The 16057-nt window shown below is 41.8% G+C and carries 15 protein-coding genes and 3 pseudogenes; 4 read left to right on the top strand and 14 right to left on the bottom strand.

Features of this window, described 5'->3' with window-relative positions; all coding sequences use genetic code 11:
* Nucleotides 1-37: 37 nt before the first annotated feature.
* Nucleotides 38-346, top strand: a complete 309-nt coding sequence (locus DEH07_11390) for a hypothetical protein (protein ID HBY05089.1) — start codon at nucleotides 38-40, stop codon at nucleotides 344-346.
* Between the two features lie 172 nt (nucleotides 347-518).
* Complete coding sequence (locus tag DEH07_11395; protein ID HBY05090.1) at nucleotides 519-938, top strand: hypothetical protein; 420 nt, start codon at nucleotides 519-521, stop codon at nucleotides 936-938.
* A 133-nt stretch (nucleotides 939-1071) separates the two neighbouring features.
* Here DEH07_11395 and DEH07_11400 read toward each other — a convergent pair whose 3' ends face one another.
* Genes DEH07_11400 through modA form a run of 3 tightly spaced genes read right to left on the bottom strand, consistent with a single transcriptional unit; the run spans nucleotide 1072 to nucleotide 3648 of the window.
* Complete coding sequence (locus tag DEH07_11400; GenBank protein HBY05091.1) at nucleotides 1072-2136, bottom strand: ABC transporter; 1065 nt, start codon at nucleotides 2134-2136, stop codon at nucleotides 1072-1074.
* Nucleotides 2136-2792 carry a molybdate ABC transporter permease subunit gene (gene modB, locus DEH07_11405; GenBank protein HBY05092.1) on the bottom strand — a complete coding sequence of 219 codons (657 nt, stop codon included), beginning with the start codon at nucleotides 2790-2792 and terminating at the stop codon, nucleotides 2136-2138. Before modB ends, DEH07_11400 begins: the two co-directional genes overlap by 1 nt.
* A 52-nt stretch (nucleotides 2793-2844) precedes the next feature.
* Nucleotides 2845-3648: a molybdate ABC transporter substrate-binding protein gene (gene modA / locus DEH07_11410; protein HBY05093.1), complete on the bottom strand. Its 804-nt coding sequence runs from the start codon at nucleotides 3646-3648 to the stop codon at nucleotides 2845-2847.
* 362 nt (nucleotides 3649-4010) lie between these two features.
* On the opposite strand from modA, the gene DEH07_11415 reads away from it, so the two are divergent.
* Nucleotides 4011-4964 carry an excisionase gene (locus tag DEH07_11415; protein ID HBY05094.1) on the top strand — a complete coding sequence of 318 codons (954 nt, stop codon included), beginning with the start codon at nucleotides 4011-4013 and terminating at the stop codon, nucleotides 4962-4964.
* A 132-nt stretch (nucleotides 4965-5096) separates the two neighbouring features.
* Here the strand turns inward: DEH07_11415 and DEH07_11420 are convergent, their stop codons facing one another.
* Together DEH07_11420 and DEH07_11425 are read right to left on the bottom strand one after the other, a co-directional pair.
* A complete protein-coding gene (locus DEH07_11420; GenBank protein ID HBY05095.1) occupies nucleotides 5097-6086 on the bottom strand; it encodes an alpha/beta hydrolase in 990 nt (329 codons plus the stop codon).
* Between the two features lie 164 nt (nucleotides 6087-6250).
* Nucleotides 6251-6445 (bottom strand): uracil-DNA glycosylase, encoded by a 195-nt coding sequence (locus DEH07_11425; GenBank protein ID HBY05096.1) that lies wholly within the window; start codon nucleotides 6443-6445, stop codon nucleotides 6251-6253.
* A gap of 278 nt (nucleotides 6446-6723) precedes the next feature.
* Between DEH07_11425 and DEH07_11430 the strand changes: the two genes are divergently transcribed.
* Nucleotides 6724-8367 carry an FMN-binding glutamate synthase family protein gene (locus tag DEH07_11430; GenBank protein HBY05097.1) on the top strand — a complete coding sequence of 548 codons (1644 nt, stop codon included), beginning with the start codon at nucleotides 6724-6726 and terminating at the stop codon, nucleotides 8365-8367.
* 62 nt (nucleotides 8368-8429) lie between these two features.
* On the opposite strand, the pseudogene DEH07_11435 reads toward DEH07_11430, so the two are convergent.
* The 9 genes and pseudogenes from DEH07_11435 to DEH07_11475 all read right to left on the bottom strand — a co-directional run bounded on the left by DEH07_11435 (nucleotide 8430) and on the right by DEH07_11475 (nucleotide 16053).
* Nucleotides 8430-8510, bottom strand: a pseudogene (locus DEH07_11435) (type II toxin-antitoxin system RelE/ParE family toxin).
* 76 nt (nucleotides 8511-8586) lie between these two features.
* Nucleotides 8587-9208, bottom strand: a pseudogene (locus DEH07_11440) (flavodoxin family protein).
* Nucleotides 9209-9222: 14 nt separating this feature from the next.
* Nucleotides 9223-9862 (bottom strand): annotated as a pseudogene (locus DEH07_11445) (abortive phage infection protein).
* A 72-nt stretch (nucleotides 9863-9934) separates the two neighbouring features.
* Entirely contained in the window at nucleotides 9935-10528 is a 594-nt protein-coding gene (locus tag DEH07_11450; protein HBY05098.1) for an abortive phage infection protein, read from the bottom strand.
* 263 nt (nucleotides 10529-10791) lie between these two features.
* Entirely contained in the window at nucleotides 10792-11118 is a 327-nt protein-coding gene (locus DEH07_11455; GenBank protein ID HBY05099.1) for a hypothetical protein, read from the bottom strand.
* Nucleotides 11119-11205: 87 nt separating this feature from the next.
* Nucleotides 11206-12594, bottom strand: a complete 1389-nt coding sequence (locus DEH07_11460; GenBank protein HBY05100.1) for a 23S rRNA (uracil(1939)-C(5))-methyltransferase RlmD — start codon at nucleotides 12592-12594, stop codon at nucleotides 11206-11208.
* Between the two features lie 73 nt (nucleotides 12595-12667).
* Nucleotides 12668-13921, bottom strand: a complete 1254-nt coding sequence (locus DEH07_11465; GenBank protein HBY05101.1) for an aminoacetone oxidase family FAD-binding enzyme — start codon at nucleotides 13919-13921, stop codon at nucleotides 12668-12670.
* 137 nt (nucleotides 13922-14058) lie between these two features.
* A complete protein-coding gene (locus DEH07_11470; GenBank protein ID HBY05102.1) occupies nucleotides 14059-15846 on the bottom strand; it encodes a hypothetical protein in 1788 nt (595 codons plus the stop codon).
* A gap of 18 nt (nucleotides 15847-15864) precedes the next feature.
* Nucleotides 15865-16053 (bottom strand): hypothetical protein, encoded by a 189-nt coding sequence (locus tag DEH07_11475; protein ID HBY05103.1) that lies wholly within the window; start codon nucleotides 16051-16053, stop codon nucleotides 15865-15867.
* Between the last annotated feature and the right edge of the window lie 4 nt (nucleotides 16054-16057).

The raw sequence follows: 16057 nt of genomic DNA on the forward strand, positions 1-16057 counted from the left end.
GTAGGCAGTTGACTTTACCGTTTTTTTTCTTTTAACCTTGTTCGGTGTGCCATACCTTGTTGCTCAGGTGCTTTCCTACTCGGCGGGTGTCGCAAACAGCTTCTTTTTTAACAGGAAGTGGACATTCCGTGTCGAACGCAAAGCAAATATCCTGGAAGCGGCAAATTTCGTTATCGTGAACGGATTTTCCTTGTTAACCTCTTTCGGCCTGCTGGCTGTCTTACACGATTTGAATCACCTTGATCTGTGGATTAGCAAATGCATAGTGACAGGTGCTGCTATTATAGTGAACTTTATAGGAAGCCGGTTCTGGGTATTCAGCCGGAGAGCGGAGAGTGAGATTTGATGAAAAGAGGGGATTAGCTGATTTTGATTTTCATTCCGTCTACCCAGGTTGACAGGTCATAGTTAAGGTGTTATGGATTGATTATGACTTATACCGCGGGTATAATTTAGCTTGCCAACAGATTTATCAAAACAGTTTTATATTTGGGCTAAAAAGGGAGGGGCAATGAGTAATGAGCAAAGCAGCCATAGATGCCGGTTCGCTGATTGGCGCCTGGAAGCTGGTTTCCTATGAGGTCCGCAGGCCTGACGGGGGCGTATTCTTGCCAATGGGCAGTGAGCCGGTAGGTTACTATATTATTAGTCACGAAGGCTACTCGAATGTGTGCCTGACACCGGGAAACCGGGCTAAATCCGCCTCGGACAACCGCTTGACGGATGCTGAAAAGATTGACGCCGCAAATGTTATCTTTTATGCCGGGAAATACGAAGTAGTTGACAATGATCTGATTGTACGTCCTGATGTAAGTTTTTTGCCAAACTGGGTGGGTACACAGGTAGTCAGGCATGTGAAACTAGAGGGCGTCATGATGACGCTGAGCGCATTCTTAAAAGACGGATCGGAAGCGGCGCTTACCTGGAAAAAACCTTAGAAGTGGCAATTATGAATGACTGACTGTTTAATTTAGGTTTTTCTGAAGAAATTGTTCGGGAGTCCGGACAATATAAAGGGCTTTTTCCGGGCAGAGTGATTGCGCAGATTGGCCAAAGACAATGTTGTGTTATTCATTTTTCAAAATACATTTTATCCTGGGGTAAACGGATGTTTATAAGCCCCTGTTCTTTGCTTATCTTATCCCAGATATCCTTACTGACTTCCCACTGAATATGATAGTTGGAGTTCCCGTTTGGCGCTTCCGCAAATTTTAAGTATACCGTTTGACGGAACTGCGTTTCAATATTCCCGACAATTCTTGCTTTAAAGACATTGCCGGAGTTGTCCCCGTTGCTTAACCGGATATGATTCGCCCTCACACCATAATACCCTTTCTCTGCTTTTGTCTTCGAATCTGTCTTCAGCCTTATGTTCCATGAAGGAATTTCAATATATCCATCATCAACCCTTACCGCTTCAACAATATTTTTACATCCGGTAATCCGGGCCGCTTCACTTGTTTGAGGATTTTCGAATACATCCTTTTTATTTCCAAAAACGTGAAGATCTCCCGAACATAAAACTGCTATTTTTTCACACATCCGGTATGCTTCTTCAATGTTATGCGTAACAAACAGGGTCGTTCCGCCGAATTCTTTTAAGATTCCCAGTATTTCCCTTGCCATATGGGACCGCAGGTGTTCATCAAGCGCGGAAAATGGCTCATCTAACAGGATTATATCTGGTTCGGCGGCTATTGTTCTGGCCAGCGCCGTGCGCTGCTGCTGGCCTCCTGAGATTAAGCGGGGATACCTGTTCTCCAGACCAGTCAGACCGAACCTTTCCAGCAAGTTGCTTATTCTAAGGTTTCTTTCCTGATCAGATAATCCCCTGATACCAAAAGCAATATTATCTTTCACTGTCAGATGGGGGAAAAGGGCGTAATTTTGAAACAAAAAGCCTACCTTACGATGTTTTGGTTTAATATTAATTCCCTTTTTCGAATCAAAAAATGTTTTTCCATTGACAATAATCTTCCCTTCATCCGGCTTAACAAGGCCGGCAACGCATCTTAAGGTCATAGTTTTACCCGACCCGGAAGCTCCCAAAAGCGCAATCCTTTCCTTTGAGCCTTCGAACTTTACATCTAAAACGAACCCGGGAAGATTCTTCTTTATTTCCACATACAGTTCCATTACAGTTTCCCCCTGGGACGAAAAAGCAGCTTGGCCTGAAAGCCTGACCAATAATTCATCAAGACCATTACGATCAGTGAAATAATAAAAATCAACGCTACCCATAAATATGCCTTATCCATTTCTCCGCTCTCAGCTGCAAAAAAGATTGCCACAGGTATTGTTTGTGTTCTTCCGGGTATATTTCCGGCAACCATTAAAGTGGCCCCAAATTCTCCGAGGCTCCTTGCAAAACTAAGAATTGTGCCTGCTGCAATTCCCGGCCATGCTACGGGTACCGCTACTTTATAAAACAGCCTGAATTCGCTTGCTCCGAGCACTCTGGCAGCGTCTAGAATATTTGAATCTATTTGTTCAAAAGCGGCTCTGACGGTTCTGTACATAAGCGGGAATGAAACAACAGATGCGGCAATTACGATTGCCGCCCATGAAAAAATTATTTCGATATTGAATTTTTCAAGTAATCCTCCGATAAATCCGTTCTTCCCAAAGATTAATAATAAGAAAAAACCTACAACTGTAGGAGGCAGAATCATAGGAAGAGTAAGAATACTGTCAATAAAGCCCTTTGTTTTCTTAGAGTAAGCGGCTACAAACCATGCAGCCGCTACTCCAAAAACTAAAGTTATCAATGTTGCACAGGCGGAGGATCTCATTGAAATCCATAATGGAGAAAAATCATCAATCAACTAAAAGTCCACCTCAAAATTAAGCCGCTGGTTTAGCTTGGGCATTCGCCAGGAATGTAAACCCGTATTTCTCAAATACACTTTTTGCTTTGGCACCTGACAGAAAATCCATAAAAGCTTTAGCTTCCGCCATATGTTTGCTTGATTTGATCACACTTGCAGGATAAACAATCGGCTTATGGCTTTCTTCCGGAGCAACTGCAACTTGCTTAACTTTTTGTGATACTTTTGCGTCTGTAAGGTAAACAACACCGGCATCAACATTTCCGGTTTCTACCCAGGTCAGTACTTCCTTAACGGATTTGCCGTAAACAGCCTTTGCTGTTATTTTATCTAAAATCTTCATATTAGTAAACAAGTCTTCGGCATACTGGCCGGCTGGTACTGTTCTAAATTCACCCAAACCAATTTTTTTAACTGTATCCTTGGTTAAGTCTTCAAAGCTGGAGACCAGGGAACTGTCTTTGGGTATAATCAATACGAGGCTGTTTCCCAAAAGTGTTTTCTTTGTTCCATTCTCCAGCAATCCCTTTGTCTCCAAAGCATCCATTTGCTTATTTGCCGCAGAAATAAATACATCGACATCGGCTCCATTTTCTATTTGCTGCTGAAGAGAGCCAGAGGAAGCGAAGTTATACGTAACATTAACATCCGGAACTTCCTTTGCGTAGATATCTTTGATTTCATTCATGGCGTCTTTCAAGCTTGCCGCCGCTGAAACAGTCAGCGTAACCTGGGTTTTAGGAGTTTCCTGGCTTTTTTCAGCCAACTGTTTACTGCACGCTGAAAAGGCAAAAATCACGACAAGTAATAACAGAACCATCCCCGCAAAATTCCTAATTCTGACCACAAAAGTGCCTCCTTTAAAGAATTTATTTATAAAACGTGACCTGGTATTATGTTCTATCACGTTTTAATACATATAATTATAATTATCTCTAATAAACAAATCAATCATTACATAACATAACTTAATAATTTTAATTATCAGCCAACTTGTTGACCAGAAGGTTTAGTACAGGATCCCGGTATTGTCCTTCCGGATACTTCACTAAGATAAAGTAAAATTATAGCAAAGATAATTATTTCTGTTCAAATGGATAAAATTTTATGATATAATACATTCTGTTGGGTGATGTTTCTTTTTGTTGTGTTTTAATTCTTTATGAAACGGAAGTGGTGTTCATGACAAATACCGGCAGTGAAACACTTACGCCCCAGGAAGTGGCAGATTTACTTAAAATAGCTAAAAATACCGTGTACGAGCTTATCAAGCGAGGAGAGTTAAACGCCTATAAAGTTGGGAAAAAAGTCCGGGTTGATTTAAAAGACGTTGAAGAATACAAAAACCGCACAAAAAGCAAGGTCTATTCAGCATCAACTATTGTGAAGGAGGATTATTTTCAGAGACTGAATCTTACTGCCGATAATCTGCCTTCCGGCAACCTGGTTATTTGCGGGCAGGATCCCCTTCTTGATATCCTATCCAGGTATCTTGAAAATCACCCGAACGGTATCAGGACACTTCGTTCCTATGTTGGCAGCTATAATGGATTATTTGCTTTGTATAATGGTTTCGCTCACGTGGCAACGGCGCATTTATGGGATGGAGATTCGGGAGAGTATAATGTTCCTTATGTAAAAAGAATGCTGCCCGGCATACCCTGCGTTATCATTCACCTTGCTTACAGAACTCAGGGATTTTATGTAGCAAAAGGGAACCCTAGAAATATAAAAGATTGGGAGGACCTGAAGAGGAAAGATATTACGATAATAAACAGGGAAAAAGGAAGCGGAACGAGAGTTTTATTGGATGAACATCTGCGTCTGCTGGGTATCTACGGTTCATCCCTAAATGGCTATAATCGTGAATGTACTTCTCATCTGGCTGTGGCAAGCGCTATTTACCGTGGTGAAGCTGATTTAGGTATCGGAAATGAAATTGCCGGTCTTTCAGTAAAAGGTATCGACTTTATACCTGTACAGGCGGAAAGATATGAAATGATTATCAAAAAAGAGGATTTTAATAAAGCTCCTTTTCGTGCCATTATGGAAATAATAAAATCACCGGATTATAAATCAGAAATAATTGGAATTGGCGGATATAATATTAACGAAATAGGAAAGATCGTCACCTGAAGCCAATCAAATACAGGGGGACGGTTCTTAAAGCGTATAAAAACATAAGTATATACGCGAGAACCGTCCCCCTGTATTTGCAGATTCGCCTGGTTTTATACCTTGGGCATCCTTCTATGGGCTAAGTGACTGCTACTGCCTGTACTTTTTCTTCCACTCTTCAAAATCCCATGTCTTAAGGAAATTTTCAGCCGTTTTTTTACCGTTATCATATAGTTTCAGGCTTTCTTCCTGGGTAATGTCAAAGTAAGTTGTCTTTATTTCCTTTTCTATGCCGTCAATATTAATTACCGTGGGAATTCCTATTGTCCTGTCATAATCACCCTTCGACTTGGAGATATAAAAATTATCATGTGCGCCAATCATTGTGCCGACAAGCGCCATTAAATAACTTAAAGGATTGTGTATAGTATTTTTAGGATCACCTTTCTTAATTTCCCTCGTATTCGGCTCCATCAGCTTAAAACCAAATGTTGGCCATGGCGGTGAGCTGGTACCGTCGTCCATAAGCCAGATCGGATAGTTGCTTAACACCCCGCCGTCTACAATGATGTGTACCTTTCCGCTGTTGTCCTCAATCTTTACGGGCTCAAAAAACAAAGGAATGCTCATACTCATTCGCACAGCTTTGGCAATGCTGAACTGGTCAGGATTATGGCCAAAATCCTTAAGGTCCTGTGGAAGGACAAGCAGCCTGTGGTCAGTTATGTCCGTTGCAATTACCTGCAGCCTGTACATATATTTTTCTTCAGTGTAATCGGTTCTTATCTGGCCAAAAGTGGTCTTTCCCTTGGCTTCCAGCAAGTCGCCGAGCCAGGATTCAAAGTATTTACCCTCATATATTCCATACTCAAAAAGTGTACTCAGGCCCTTTCCGATAACACCGAACTTGTCCAGAAATCCCTCATCCTTGAATTTTTTGTAATCCAATTTCAGCAGTTCGTTTTTAATTTCTTCGGTTTTGTAATCCACTGCAAGCAATGCGGCTACAATCGCCCCCGCTGAAGTTCCTGCCATATTCTCAAATACATAGCCTGCTTCTTCTATTCCGGCAACCGCGCCGACCAGGCCAATTCCCTTAACCCCGCCGCCTTCAAAAACACTATCGGCTTTAATCGCCATCCACCTCCCGGGATTATTACAAACCTATTTTTTATAGTAATTATTTGGATATTTATTTAAATAGTCCTCTGGTATATCTTACCATATGCCTTAAAAATTTAAGATTATGTATGAAATTGGTGAACGATCACGCGGCAAAAGAGGGGAGGAAAGATGACTTCAATCTATCCAATAAGCTCCAACATCTTTTTTATATCCTCTGCGGCCATTTCGAATTTTGACTTTTCGATGAGGATGTTGCCGCCGGTCATGATATAAGATGGGAATACTCGTATTGCACCATAATAAATCTCGCTGTTTCTTAACTTATATGTTGATACGGACGGTATAATGCCTTTTCCTGTTTTCTGCTTTGTGATCGTTAAAACATCCTTTCAAGCTTATAATAGAGGTATAACATCCTGACGTTCTTTTTGTTTGCTAATCATCACATCCATCATTTTCTTCATTATATCAAAAAGCAAAGTAAACAAAAAGAACATCCCCATGTTTTGCCATTGTATACGGTCCCTTGTATACAAGTATAGTTAAAAGTAGCAGTTATTGTTTTGTTTGAAATCTTTTGTTATGATAATGTATAAATTTATTTTAATTTGTATGTAATGTTGCATACAAGATATTACAGGGAGGTAATAAAATGATTGAGTATCCAAAAAACAACGACGTTCTAAACACTGTTAACAGAGGAAATGCTGCGGAATCCGGGCTGTGTACGCTTTGCCGTGCAGACTGCAGGGGGAAGTGTGAAACGTGGATGTCCAGCATGAAGGGAAGAAAACTGCTTTACCCAAGAGATTTTGGTACCGTAACTGCAGGAAGCTCAAATGTAAATCACATTGGTGTATGCTATAACAATCTAAGAATCCAGGGCTACAATTACGGTGCTTTTGGCCTTGGGGAAGGCCTTTCAAATAGTGCAGATGACTGTATATTTCCAAATGTAAGCCTTGAAACAGAATTTGGAAAGAATGTTAAGACCAAATCCAGTGTTCCACTCATGACAGGCGCGTTAGGATCAACATTCATTGCCGCGAAATACTGGGAGTCTTTCGCTATAGGCGCTGCGCTGGTCGGCTTTCCCATTGTTGTAGGAGAAAATGTTGTTGGGGTTGATAAACAGTCAGTTATTGAAAATGGCAGAATTGTAAAAGCTCCCGAGCTTGAAAGAAGAATAGACGTCTATCTGAAATATTTTGGTGGTTATGGGGCTATAATTGTTCAAATGAATGTGGAAGATACCCGTAATGGTGTTGCTGAGTATTTAATTGAAAAATATGGTGACAAGGTAATAATTGAGCTTAAATGGGGGCAGGGAGCAAAAGATATCGGTGGCGAAATACAGGTCACCAACCTTGATTATGCCATTTTCCTGAAAGAAAGAGGATATATTGTTGACCCTGATCCTACAAAACCTGAAGTTCAGGAAGCCTTTAACAACGGAGCTATTAAATCCTTTGCCCGTCACTCAAGGTTGGGATATACGAACCTTGATAATTTCTATCAGGTTAAAGAAGACTTCACAAAGCATGTAGAATATTTAAGAGGACTTGGCTACGAGAGGATAACCCTTAAGACAGGTTCCTATGGTATGGAAGCCCTTGCCATGTCTATCAAATTTGCTACCGACTCAAAGCTTGACCTGCTGACCATTGACGGCTCAGGCGGAGGTACAGGCATGAGTCCGTGGCATATGATGGATAACTGGGGTGTTCCTTCAATACACCTTCATGCAAAGTCATATGAATATGCGCAATTGCTGGCAGCAAAAGGATGCGATGTAGTGGATATGGCGTTTGCCGGCGGTTTTGCAAGAGAAGATCATATTTTTAAGGCGCTAGCGCTTGGGGCGCCTTTTACAAAGCTTATTTGCATGGGAAGGGCTCTTATGATACCGGGCTTCCTGGGTTCAAACATTGAAGGTGTATTGTATCCTGAAAGAAAAGAACGTTTGAACGGTAACTGGAATGATTTGCCAAAGACTATTACCGAAGAATTCGGAGCAACATCTGAAAACATCTTTGCAGGATATTTTGATGTGAAGAAAAAAGTGGGCGCCGATGAAATGAAAAATATTCCACTTGGCGCAATCGCTGTTTGGACACTTTCGGACAAGCTATCGGCAGGCTTACAGCAATTGATGGCAGGTGCAAGAAAATTCAATGTTGCCGAAGTATCAAGAGATGATCTGTTCTCGGCAAACAGGGAGACTGAAAAAGAAACGGGTATCAGATTTATGACCGAAGTAAACGATGAATTAGCAAAGAAGATTTTGAGTTTATAATTAAAAGCAAAGAAGAGGGCAAGTTGGGGAATCCTTGACTTGACCTCTTGAACTTTTGTCGGTTTTACGGGCAGCATCCGGTAATCTTCCTCCAAAGTCTTTATCGTACGGTAAAGTTTGTGGGCATAAGGAAACTCCCTCAATTTTCGTTAGAAACACAGGCTCAGAAGTCACATGGACGATCTCCTCAAGGTCAAGATGATTAATTGACTTCCGGTTTTATCTTTTGAACTGTTCCTGTTTGGGTTGCGTAATCCCGGCTGCTTTTCCGGCTTCGATGCTATGTAATAACCACGCCATATTTCGTCCTAAAGTACGCATTACAAACATACCCTCCGCATCTTTCGCCACTTCTTCGGGCGTCATTCCATGTACCTGATTCCAATACCGTGAAGATACGACCGGCATATTGCTGATAGTGAAGTATTTGTTAATTTGGTCAAATGTGGCAGTTGCCCCTCCACGGCGGCAGCTTACTACGGTAGCACCCGGCTTATATTGGAACAGTTCCCCGTTGGCGGACTGTACCCGTTGACGGCAAACGCCCTGTCTAAGAATGAGTCAAAGCGACCGAGGCGGCTGCAAAATGTACCGGCGATCCAAAAACAAATCCATTCGTGGAAGATGCTTTCTCTAAAAAATCGTTCACCGTATCATCTCTAAAGCATTTACCGTTTTTCGTACAAGTGAAAAAACCGATACAACCGCTGATGGGTTTGTTGCCGACTTGGAATATTTCAGTTTCAATGCCATTTTCACGCAAAGTTTTTTCGACTTCCTGTAATGCAGTATATGTACAACCTTTTTCATTGGGACTACCATTTACCAGGATTACTTTCATTTTTCTTCCTCCAGTTAATTTAGTGTTTGATTATTTGTTGCGTCAGCAATACTTAAAGTCCCTCTGCTTCGGCAGGTTTCTTTGAACGCCAGTATTAAAGTTGGTTGATCAATATTTTTCCACTGCAGCTGGTGTATAACGTAGATATCGTAATAATCCCTGGGACGAGTGTTCTGATCGCCTCTGGAGATGATGGTTTCAAGTTTCTCTGCAACGATGGTTTCCAGATTGTATGCCAGAACCTTGATACTCCTGGGTTCCAGGAGCAGTCTAAATTCGTAGGTGACTTCCCTGGGTGTGATTTTATCCCCGGTGGTAATGTCGATTTTAAGAGGCACTGCCATAGGCGGGTACAGAGCTTCGAGAGCAACTCGAAATCCGTTGTAGTCCGCAATTTCCCGTATCTCTTCTACCCGTTTGAGCGAAAATATGACATCGTCATTAATTTCTATGGCACAAATTTCCTCAAATATATTTGAAATGCTTTCAGCGTTCACCGGCAGTCCTTTGATTGTGGCATCCATGTCCATTGTAGCTCTGGTATTCAGGCCCTACCATGGCAACAATCAGAAAGCCGCCCTTCAAGATGAAATTTGATTGATATGGAGACACTGATATCCTCTCCAGCAATCTTTCCAGCATATAATTCTGCAATATGATCTGCGCTGATATGTTCTTGCTTTTTGCCATTTTTTTGATCATGGCTTTAAGCTGCATTGTGGTTATTCACAGTAAAACCTCCAGATATGAGCGAAGCTTCTTCTCAACCCTAAACAGTTTGGAATATTTTGAAAGCAGAGGAATATCTTTATCCTCAAGCCTGGCATACCTTTTGAATGCTTCGGTCACAATCTGAATGTCAGTTCCGCTGCGGCCCTTCAGAATGTCGCACAGCGTTCTTTCCGCATCATAAAACCTGACCTCATTACCACCTGGTGATTTCCCGGTAATGATCCCAAGCTCATACAGTTCCTCTTTAACCCGGTAATATTTTATATTTTCTTTTTCCAGAATAGATGTATTGTAGCTCAGCGGAAATGTCATGGAATATTTGATTGGCGTCCGGTCGGTCATATCCATCAGGAACAAGGCTGTCTCATGAGAGAAAACCCCTCTTTTATAGCGGCTTTGTAGATTAAACATCTCATCATCAAAGTTAGTAGGAACAATATATACGCCACGCTCCGAGCGTTCAAGCAGTCCTTTATCAGCAAGAAGCTTCAGGTGCTGGCGGTTGATTCCCGCCTTAGTAACTTGTGCTGAAGTCACCGTCCCGTTGTTCATATATGCAATTTTTAGTATCTGTTCAGCATAAGTCATGGGTATTCACCTCAAATCGGATTTCAAACATTAACACATAATACTAACATTTATGCACACTATTATATATTATATATGCATAATTGTCAATTTTATTGTTGAATTAAGACATGGCTTTCATCCGCATGTTGCTCATGATACTTCACCCGACAGGGCTTAGCGGGGCTTTGGCGGTAGGGTAATTCTTGTCAAATATGAACTATGTGGTTTCGCATTCATTTGCTTTAGAACTCCGTTCTTCCGCACTCCATCTCAACCAATACCTATACTGTATCCACTTCGAGATCCAAAATATTATCAGCTTCACTCTCTGCATATTTCCAGTAATCACCATAGTGTCTGGCTTCTGTAAACAGACTTAGCAAGCGCTTTTTTAATTCCTCCCGATTTTCCCATGAGATTTTGTGATTGGCTAAAACCAGCTTGAGCATATATAGCCTCGTAATATCAATAAAGTATACTGACATTGCCCGGCTGTAACTAGAATGCCATACAAATAGATGGTTTTCGAAAATGTCTAACGCTCTATCAAGATCTTGAATCAAGATAACTTCATTCTCGTATTTTTTCATCATGGAAAAGAATATCAAATTTGCGTATGAATTTATAATGATATTAAAAATATCCTCTCACGTCAAAACATATTTTCATTTACAATCCCGCAAACCTTGTATTCATCAGATGTTCGGCCTCTGCAACAGGATTGTGGTCTCAACATGTCTTGTCCAGGGGAACATGTCAACCGGCTGCACTTTTTTCACAAGGTATCCGTTACCGTTTAGGTAGCCCAGATCCCTGGCCAGGGCGCCGGGATCACAGGAGACATAAATAACTTTAGGCGCCTGCATGTTCAATACCTCATCCAGAACTTTGCGGCTGCAGCCGCTGCGCGGTGGGTCCAGTATGATAATGTCGGGGATGACACCCTTTTGGGCCAGGGCGGGAAGGGCCTTTTCTGCTTCTCCAGGCAGAAATTCGGTATTGCTGATCTTATTTAAAGCTGCGTTTATACGGGCATCCTTTACCGCAAGAGTATTTTCTTCTAAGCCGTAGATTTTTTTTGCTCTTTTCGCCAGATACAATGCAATCGCGCCCACGCCGCTGTATGCGTCTATAATAACCTCTGAACCGTTAAGTGAAGCGTATTCCAATACTTTATTGTACAAAGTCAAGGTCTGCGACGGGTTGACCTGGAAGAAGGAGAACGGTGAAATGCGGAAAACAAGATGTCCGAGGCGATCGGTTAAATAATCGCTTCCGGCCAGGCATCTTACCTGATTCCCTATAACCGTACCTGATTGTTCTCCGCTGGTATAGCGAATTACGGAGGCAATCCCGGGGCACAAAGTTATGAGCTCTTTGGCAAATGCTTTTTCCTGCGGCCATTGTCCCGTCCCGGTAAACAGCACGGCCATAATTTCGCCGCTGTGTATGGATTTGCGGAGGACAACGTTGTTAAAGAAATGGCTTTTGTGTTTCACCCCGTATGTTTTAGGGGCGTGTTTATTGAGAAGTCCTGAAATAATTGCCGCGGCATTATTTAAATCATTGTCCACCAGCAGACAGCCCTGCTTTTCATAGTTTGCTTTTATAGCTGACCTGGACAGTGTGTGGGAGCTTTTTTCATAAAAACCCAGCTCATATGTCCCGCCGGACTTATCTGCGTGAAAGCCGGCTTTATTTCGATAGTGCCAGGGGTAATTCATGCCGGACGTATCAAGCACTTTTACATCCTTTAATCCGGCAATGCGGGAAAGGCTGTCTTTTACAAGTCCGGTTTTCAGCCTTAGCTGTTCTTGATAATCAATATGCTGAAGCTGGCAGCCGCCGCAGGTTGAAAAAAGAGAGCACTCAGGCATCTGCCGGCCGGGGGAGGGCTCGATAATCCGGAGCAGCCTGGCCCGTGCAAAATTCTTTTTTAAATCGACCACCTCTGCAAATACGGTATCCCCCGGCATTGTGAAGGGAACAAAAACGGCAATACCGCAATACCGGCCAACGCCCTCACCGGCATGGTTGAGTCCGTTTATTTGCAGGTTGATTTTCTCCGCTTTTTTAAAAGGCATGCTCTTTTCTGACACTGTTAAGCCTTCAATCTTTAAATCGTATTCTGAAAATAATCTTACATCAGGGAGGAGGTTAACTGCCTACGTGCCCATGCTCACCTTTTACACTGATACCGCTCAGATATCCGGTGGAAAAGGCAATCTGCAAGTTAAATCCTCCTGTCAGGGCATCCACGTCAATAACCTCGCCTGCGAAGAACAATCCCCTGATTATTTTGGATTCCATACTGGAAGGATTGATTTCGTTCGTGTCAATACCTCCTGCCGTAACCATGGCTTCGTTTAGCGGACGGGAGCCTTTTATCGTGAGAATAATCCCTTTTAAGCTGACCGCCAGCTTCTCCCTTTCTTCTTTAGTAATCTGGTCTACCTGCTTAAGGATGTCAATCCCGGTGAACATCCGAATCAAGGGTATCATTTTTTGGGGAACGAGATCGCCTAAAGTATTTTTTAAGTATTTACCGTGGCTTTTCTTAAAAATTTCTAATAATTGGGCATCAAGCTGCGCTGTAGAAACTGACGGAAAAAGATCAATTTTTAAAGCAAGAGAAGAGGGGTGGCATTTATTGATCAGGCTGCTCAGCTTGAGGATGACAGGGCCGGAAATCCCGAAGTGTGTAAAAATCAACTCGCCGGTCTGTTCGGCTGCAACCTTTTCTCCCAGTACCGCCTGTACATTGATATGCGACAGAGACAGTCCCTGCAGCTGCCTGACCCATTTTTCTCCGGCAACCAGGGGTACTAGGGCAGGGCGGGGGGGCTCTACAAAATGTCCAAGCTCTCTGGCAATTCTGAAACCATCCCCTGTGGACCCGGTATGCCCGTAGGATAACCCGCCTGTGGCGATGAGCACATTTTCACCGGCAATTTTGTTGTTGTCATCCGTAATAACGCCGATAACGCCGTTATCAACGGCAAGCACTTTTTTAACGGCTGAGTTGAACCTTATTTCAACCCTGCTTTTGAGCAAGTAGTTTTGCAGTGCCTGAATTATTTCTTCCGCCCGATCCGAAGCGGGAAAAACGCGGTTATCATCCTCCACTTTTGTTTCAACGTCCAGAGAGTTAAAAAATGAAACCAGACTATGGCTATCAAATCTGTTCAACGAAGCATAGAGGAATCTTGCGTTGCTCACAATGTTGTTCATAAAGCTTTCCGGATCGCAAAGATTGGTAAAATTGCACCTGCCGTTTCCGGTAATAGACAGCTTTTTGCCAAGCCTGCCGTTTTTTTCCAGTAAAACAACTTTTAAACCTTTTTGGGCAGCAGCGGCGGCGCCCATCATACCCGCCGGACCGCCGCCTACAGCAATCAAATCATAATACATTGTTAGGCGCCTCTTTAATCTGAATAAAGCTATTATAAGCCGGATTCCTGATAAATAAAAACCAGGCAAAAACTTGATTAGAATAAGCGCCTGGTTTAATAAAACTTGACAAGCTGTAAACTGCCCGAATAACCGGATTATTGCCTTTTCAGCAGTTTTTCGTGATACATATTGTTATTGGCTTCTTTATAAATTTCGTTTATTTGTATTGGTTTCTCAGCGATTCGATAACCCACGGCAGATCCGACAGATATACTCAATAACGGTTCTTTGCCATTGGAGTTATACTCATCTACTGCTTTTCTTATTCTTGTTACTGCCTGCTCCACATCTGTGTTGGCGCTATCCGGCAGAAAAACTGCAAATTCGTTTCCTCCGGTTCTGGATATAACATCGCCTTCCCGAAATGATCCCTTGATTAAGTTAGCGGCCAGCTTTATATGTTCATCTCCCTGATCATGACCAAAACTGTCGTTGACAAGTTTAAGACCGTCTATATCACAAACTATTATGCCGACCGAAGAATGACGTCCTTCCTGGAGCCGGTTTATCTCCTGTTCAAAATAATTCTTGTTGTATAATCCGGTGAGGGGGTCATGCAAACTTAAAAAGGTCAGCTTTTCTTCAGCCTTTTTCCTTTCTGTAATATCAGCCACACAGGCCAGAGCGCCGATAAAACGGCCTTCCTTATCCTGGATAGGTGATGTTTCCAGGCTTGTATAAACCGGATACCCGTTTTTATGCAGGAATTCAAAATCATGCTGTTCCTTAATTCCTTCAGCACGTCGTTTAAAGTTTATCATTGCATGATTGATGTTTTTTTCGTCCATGAAATAAAAAAGTGATTTACCCAGCATTTCCCCGGGTGTGTACCCTAGGATGTCAGCCATGCGTTGGTTTACAAAAGTTGTTATCGCATTAGAGTCTATGGACCAAATTCCTTCCTGGGCATTTTCGACCAGTTGCCGGTATTTGTTTTCGCTTTGGAGCAGCGATTCTTCCATTTGTTTGCGTTCTGTTATGTCGTTGGTGACAGTAATAAAAAAGATCGGTTTACCTGACGTATCCACTACCACACTTGCGGACAGTTCCGCTTTAAATGTTTTTTTATCTTTGGTTAACATAGTGTGTTCAATATTTTTGATTGAACCGTTTTTAAAAACCAGTTCCGCATTTTCCATAGCTTTTTGGTGCTCATTTTGATCAATAAGCTCCAGCATATTTTTCCCGACTAATTCGCTTTTTGATGAATAGTTATGTTGTTTTAGTGTTTCGGTATTACAGTCAAGAATAGTAAGATTTATTTCAGATATCGTAATTGCATAAGGGGAAGAATCAAGAATGCTCAGGATAATATCACGTTCCTGTTTTAGTTCCTTTTCTGTTCTTTTAAGTTTGGTGATGTCGTTGATAACTGCCAAAATGCATTTCTGGTTTTTGAATTGAACTATTTCTATGGATAACAATCCAATTATTCTTACACCTGATCTTGTATGATATTCAACATCAATATTCTTTACAGCTTTCTTTCTAAGGATCATCTTTCTGATTTTATTTTGTATTTCCGGATGCAGGAAAGGCATTTCATTTATGGTCTTCCCTACAACTTCCTTTCTTTTATAGCCCAGGGTATCTTCAAAAATTTTATTCATGTCTATGTAGATTAAGTCTTTAAAGGTAATTATTACCATGGGGTTAGGATTGAAATTAAATACCTTGGAAAAATTATTTTCTGATAAACGCAGCTCATTTTCGGCTTTCTTGCGAAAATTGGCTTCTTTCTTTAAGTTGTTTAAAAATTCCTGAAACTTGTATTGCTGACGTTTCTCACTGAGGAATTTTTCAGGGGGAATATAAAACCTGTTTTCATATATTTCGTTCTCCCAGATTAAAACATGGTGCGTTAAGATTATTTCGTCAATCATTTGTATTGGAAAATCTTTCTAATTATACTGGTAGATCGCGATGCAAGGGTGTTCTGTAAAAAAAATATTCAGTTTTGCTTCATATTCAAATATTTTTTCAACGCCAAGGTTGCTTTTCAGTATCCAGGTCATTTCCCCGGTGACTCGCAAAGCAGAATAACCCTCAGAGATAGCTTTGCTTGTTTCACTAGTACTACAGCGATGGATCTCT

This window comes from Desulfotomaculum sp. (assembly GCA_003513005.1).
In the GTDB taxonomy this organism is placed as follows: domain Bacteria; phylum Bacillota; class Desulfotomaculia; order Desulfotomaculales; family Nap2-2B; genus 46-80.

Bases quoted from the DNA above. Each gene is read 5' to 3' on its own strand.
- DEH07_11395 (HBY05090.1), top strand. From the start codon at position 519: ATGAGCAAAGCAGCCATAGATGCCGGTTCGCTGATTGGCGCCTGGAAG.
- DEH07_11400 (HBY05091.1), bottom strand. From the start codon at position 2,136: ATGGAACTGTATGTGGAAATAAAGAAGAATCTTCCCGGGTTCGTTTTA.
- modB (HBY05092.1), bottom strand. From the start codon at position 2,792: ATGAGATCCTCCGCCTGTGCAACATTGATAACTTTAGTTTTTGGAGTA.
- modA (HBY05093.1), bottom strand. From the start codon at position 3,648: ATGGTTCTGTTATTACTTGTCGTGATTTTTGCCTTTTCAGCGTGCAGT.
- DEH07_11415 (HBY05094.1), top strand. From the start codon at position 4,011: ATGACAAATACCGGCAGTGAAACACTTACGCCCCAGGAAGTGGCAGAT.
- DEH07_11420 (HBY05095.1), bottom strand. From the start codon at position 6,086: ATGGCGATTAAAGCCGATAGTGTTTTTGAAGGCGGCGGGGTTAAGGGA.
- DEH07_11430 (HBY05097.1), top strand. From the start codon at position 6,724: ATGATTGAGTATCCAAAAAACAACGACGTTCTAAACACTGTTAACAGA.
- DEH07_11450 (HBY05098.1), bottom strand. From the start codon at position 10,528: ATGACTTATGCTGAACAGATACTAAAAATTGCATATATGAACAACGGG.
- DEH07_11460 (HBY05100.1), bottom strand. From the start codon at position 12,594: ATGCCTTTTAAAAAAGCGGAGAAAATCAACCTGCAAATAAACGGACTC.
- DEH07_11465 (HBY05101.1), bottom strand. From the start codon at position 13,921: ATGTATTATGATTTGATTGCTGTAGGCGGCGGTCCGGCGGGTATGATG.
- DEH07_11470 (HBY05102.1), bottom strand. From the start codon at position 15,846: ATGATTGACGAAATAATCTTAACGCACCATGTTTTAATCTGGGAGAAC.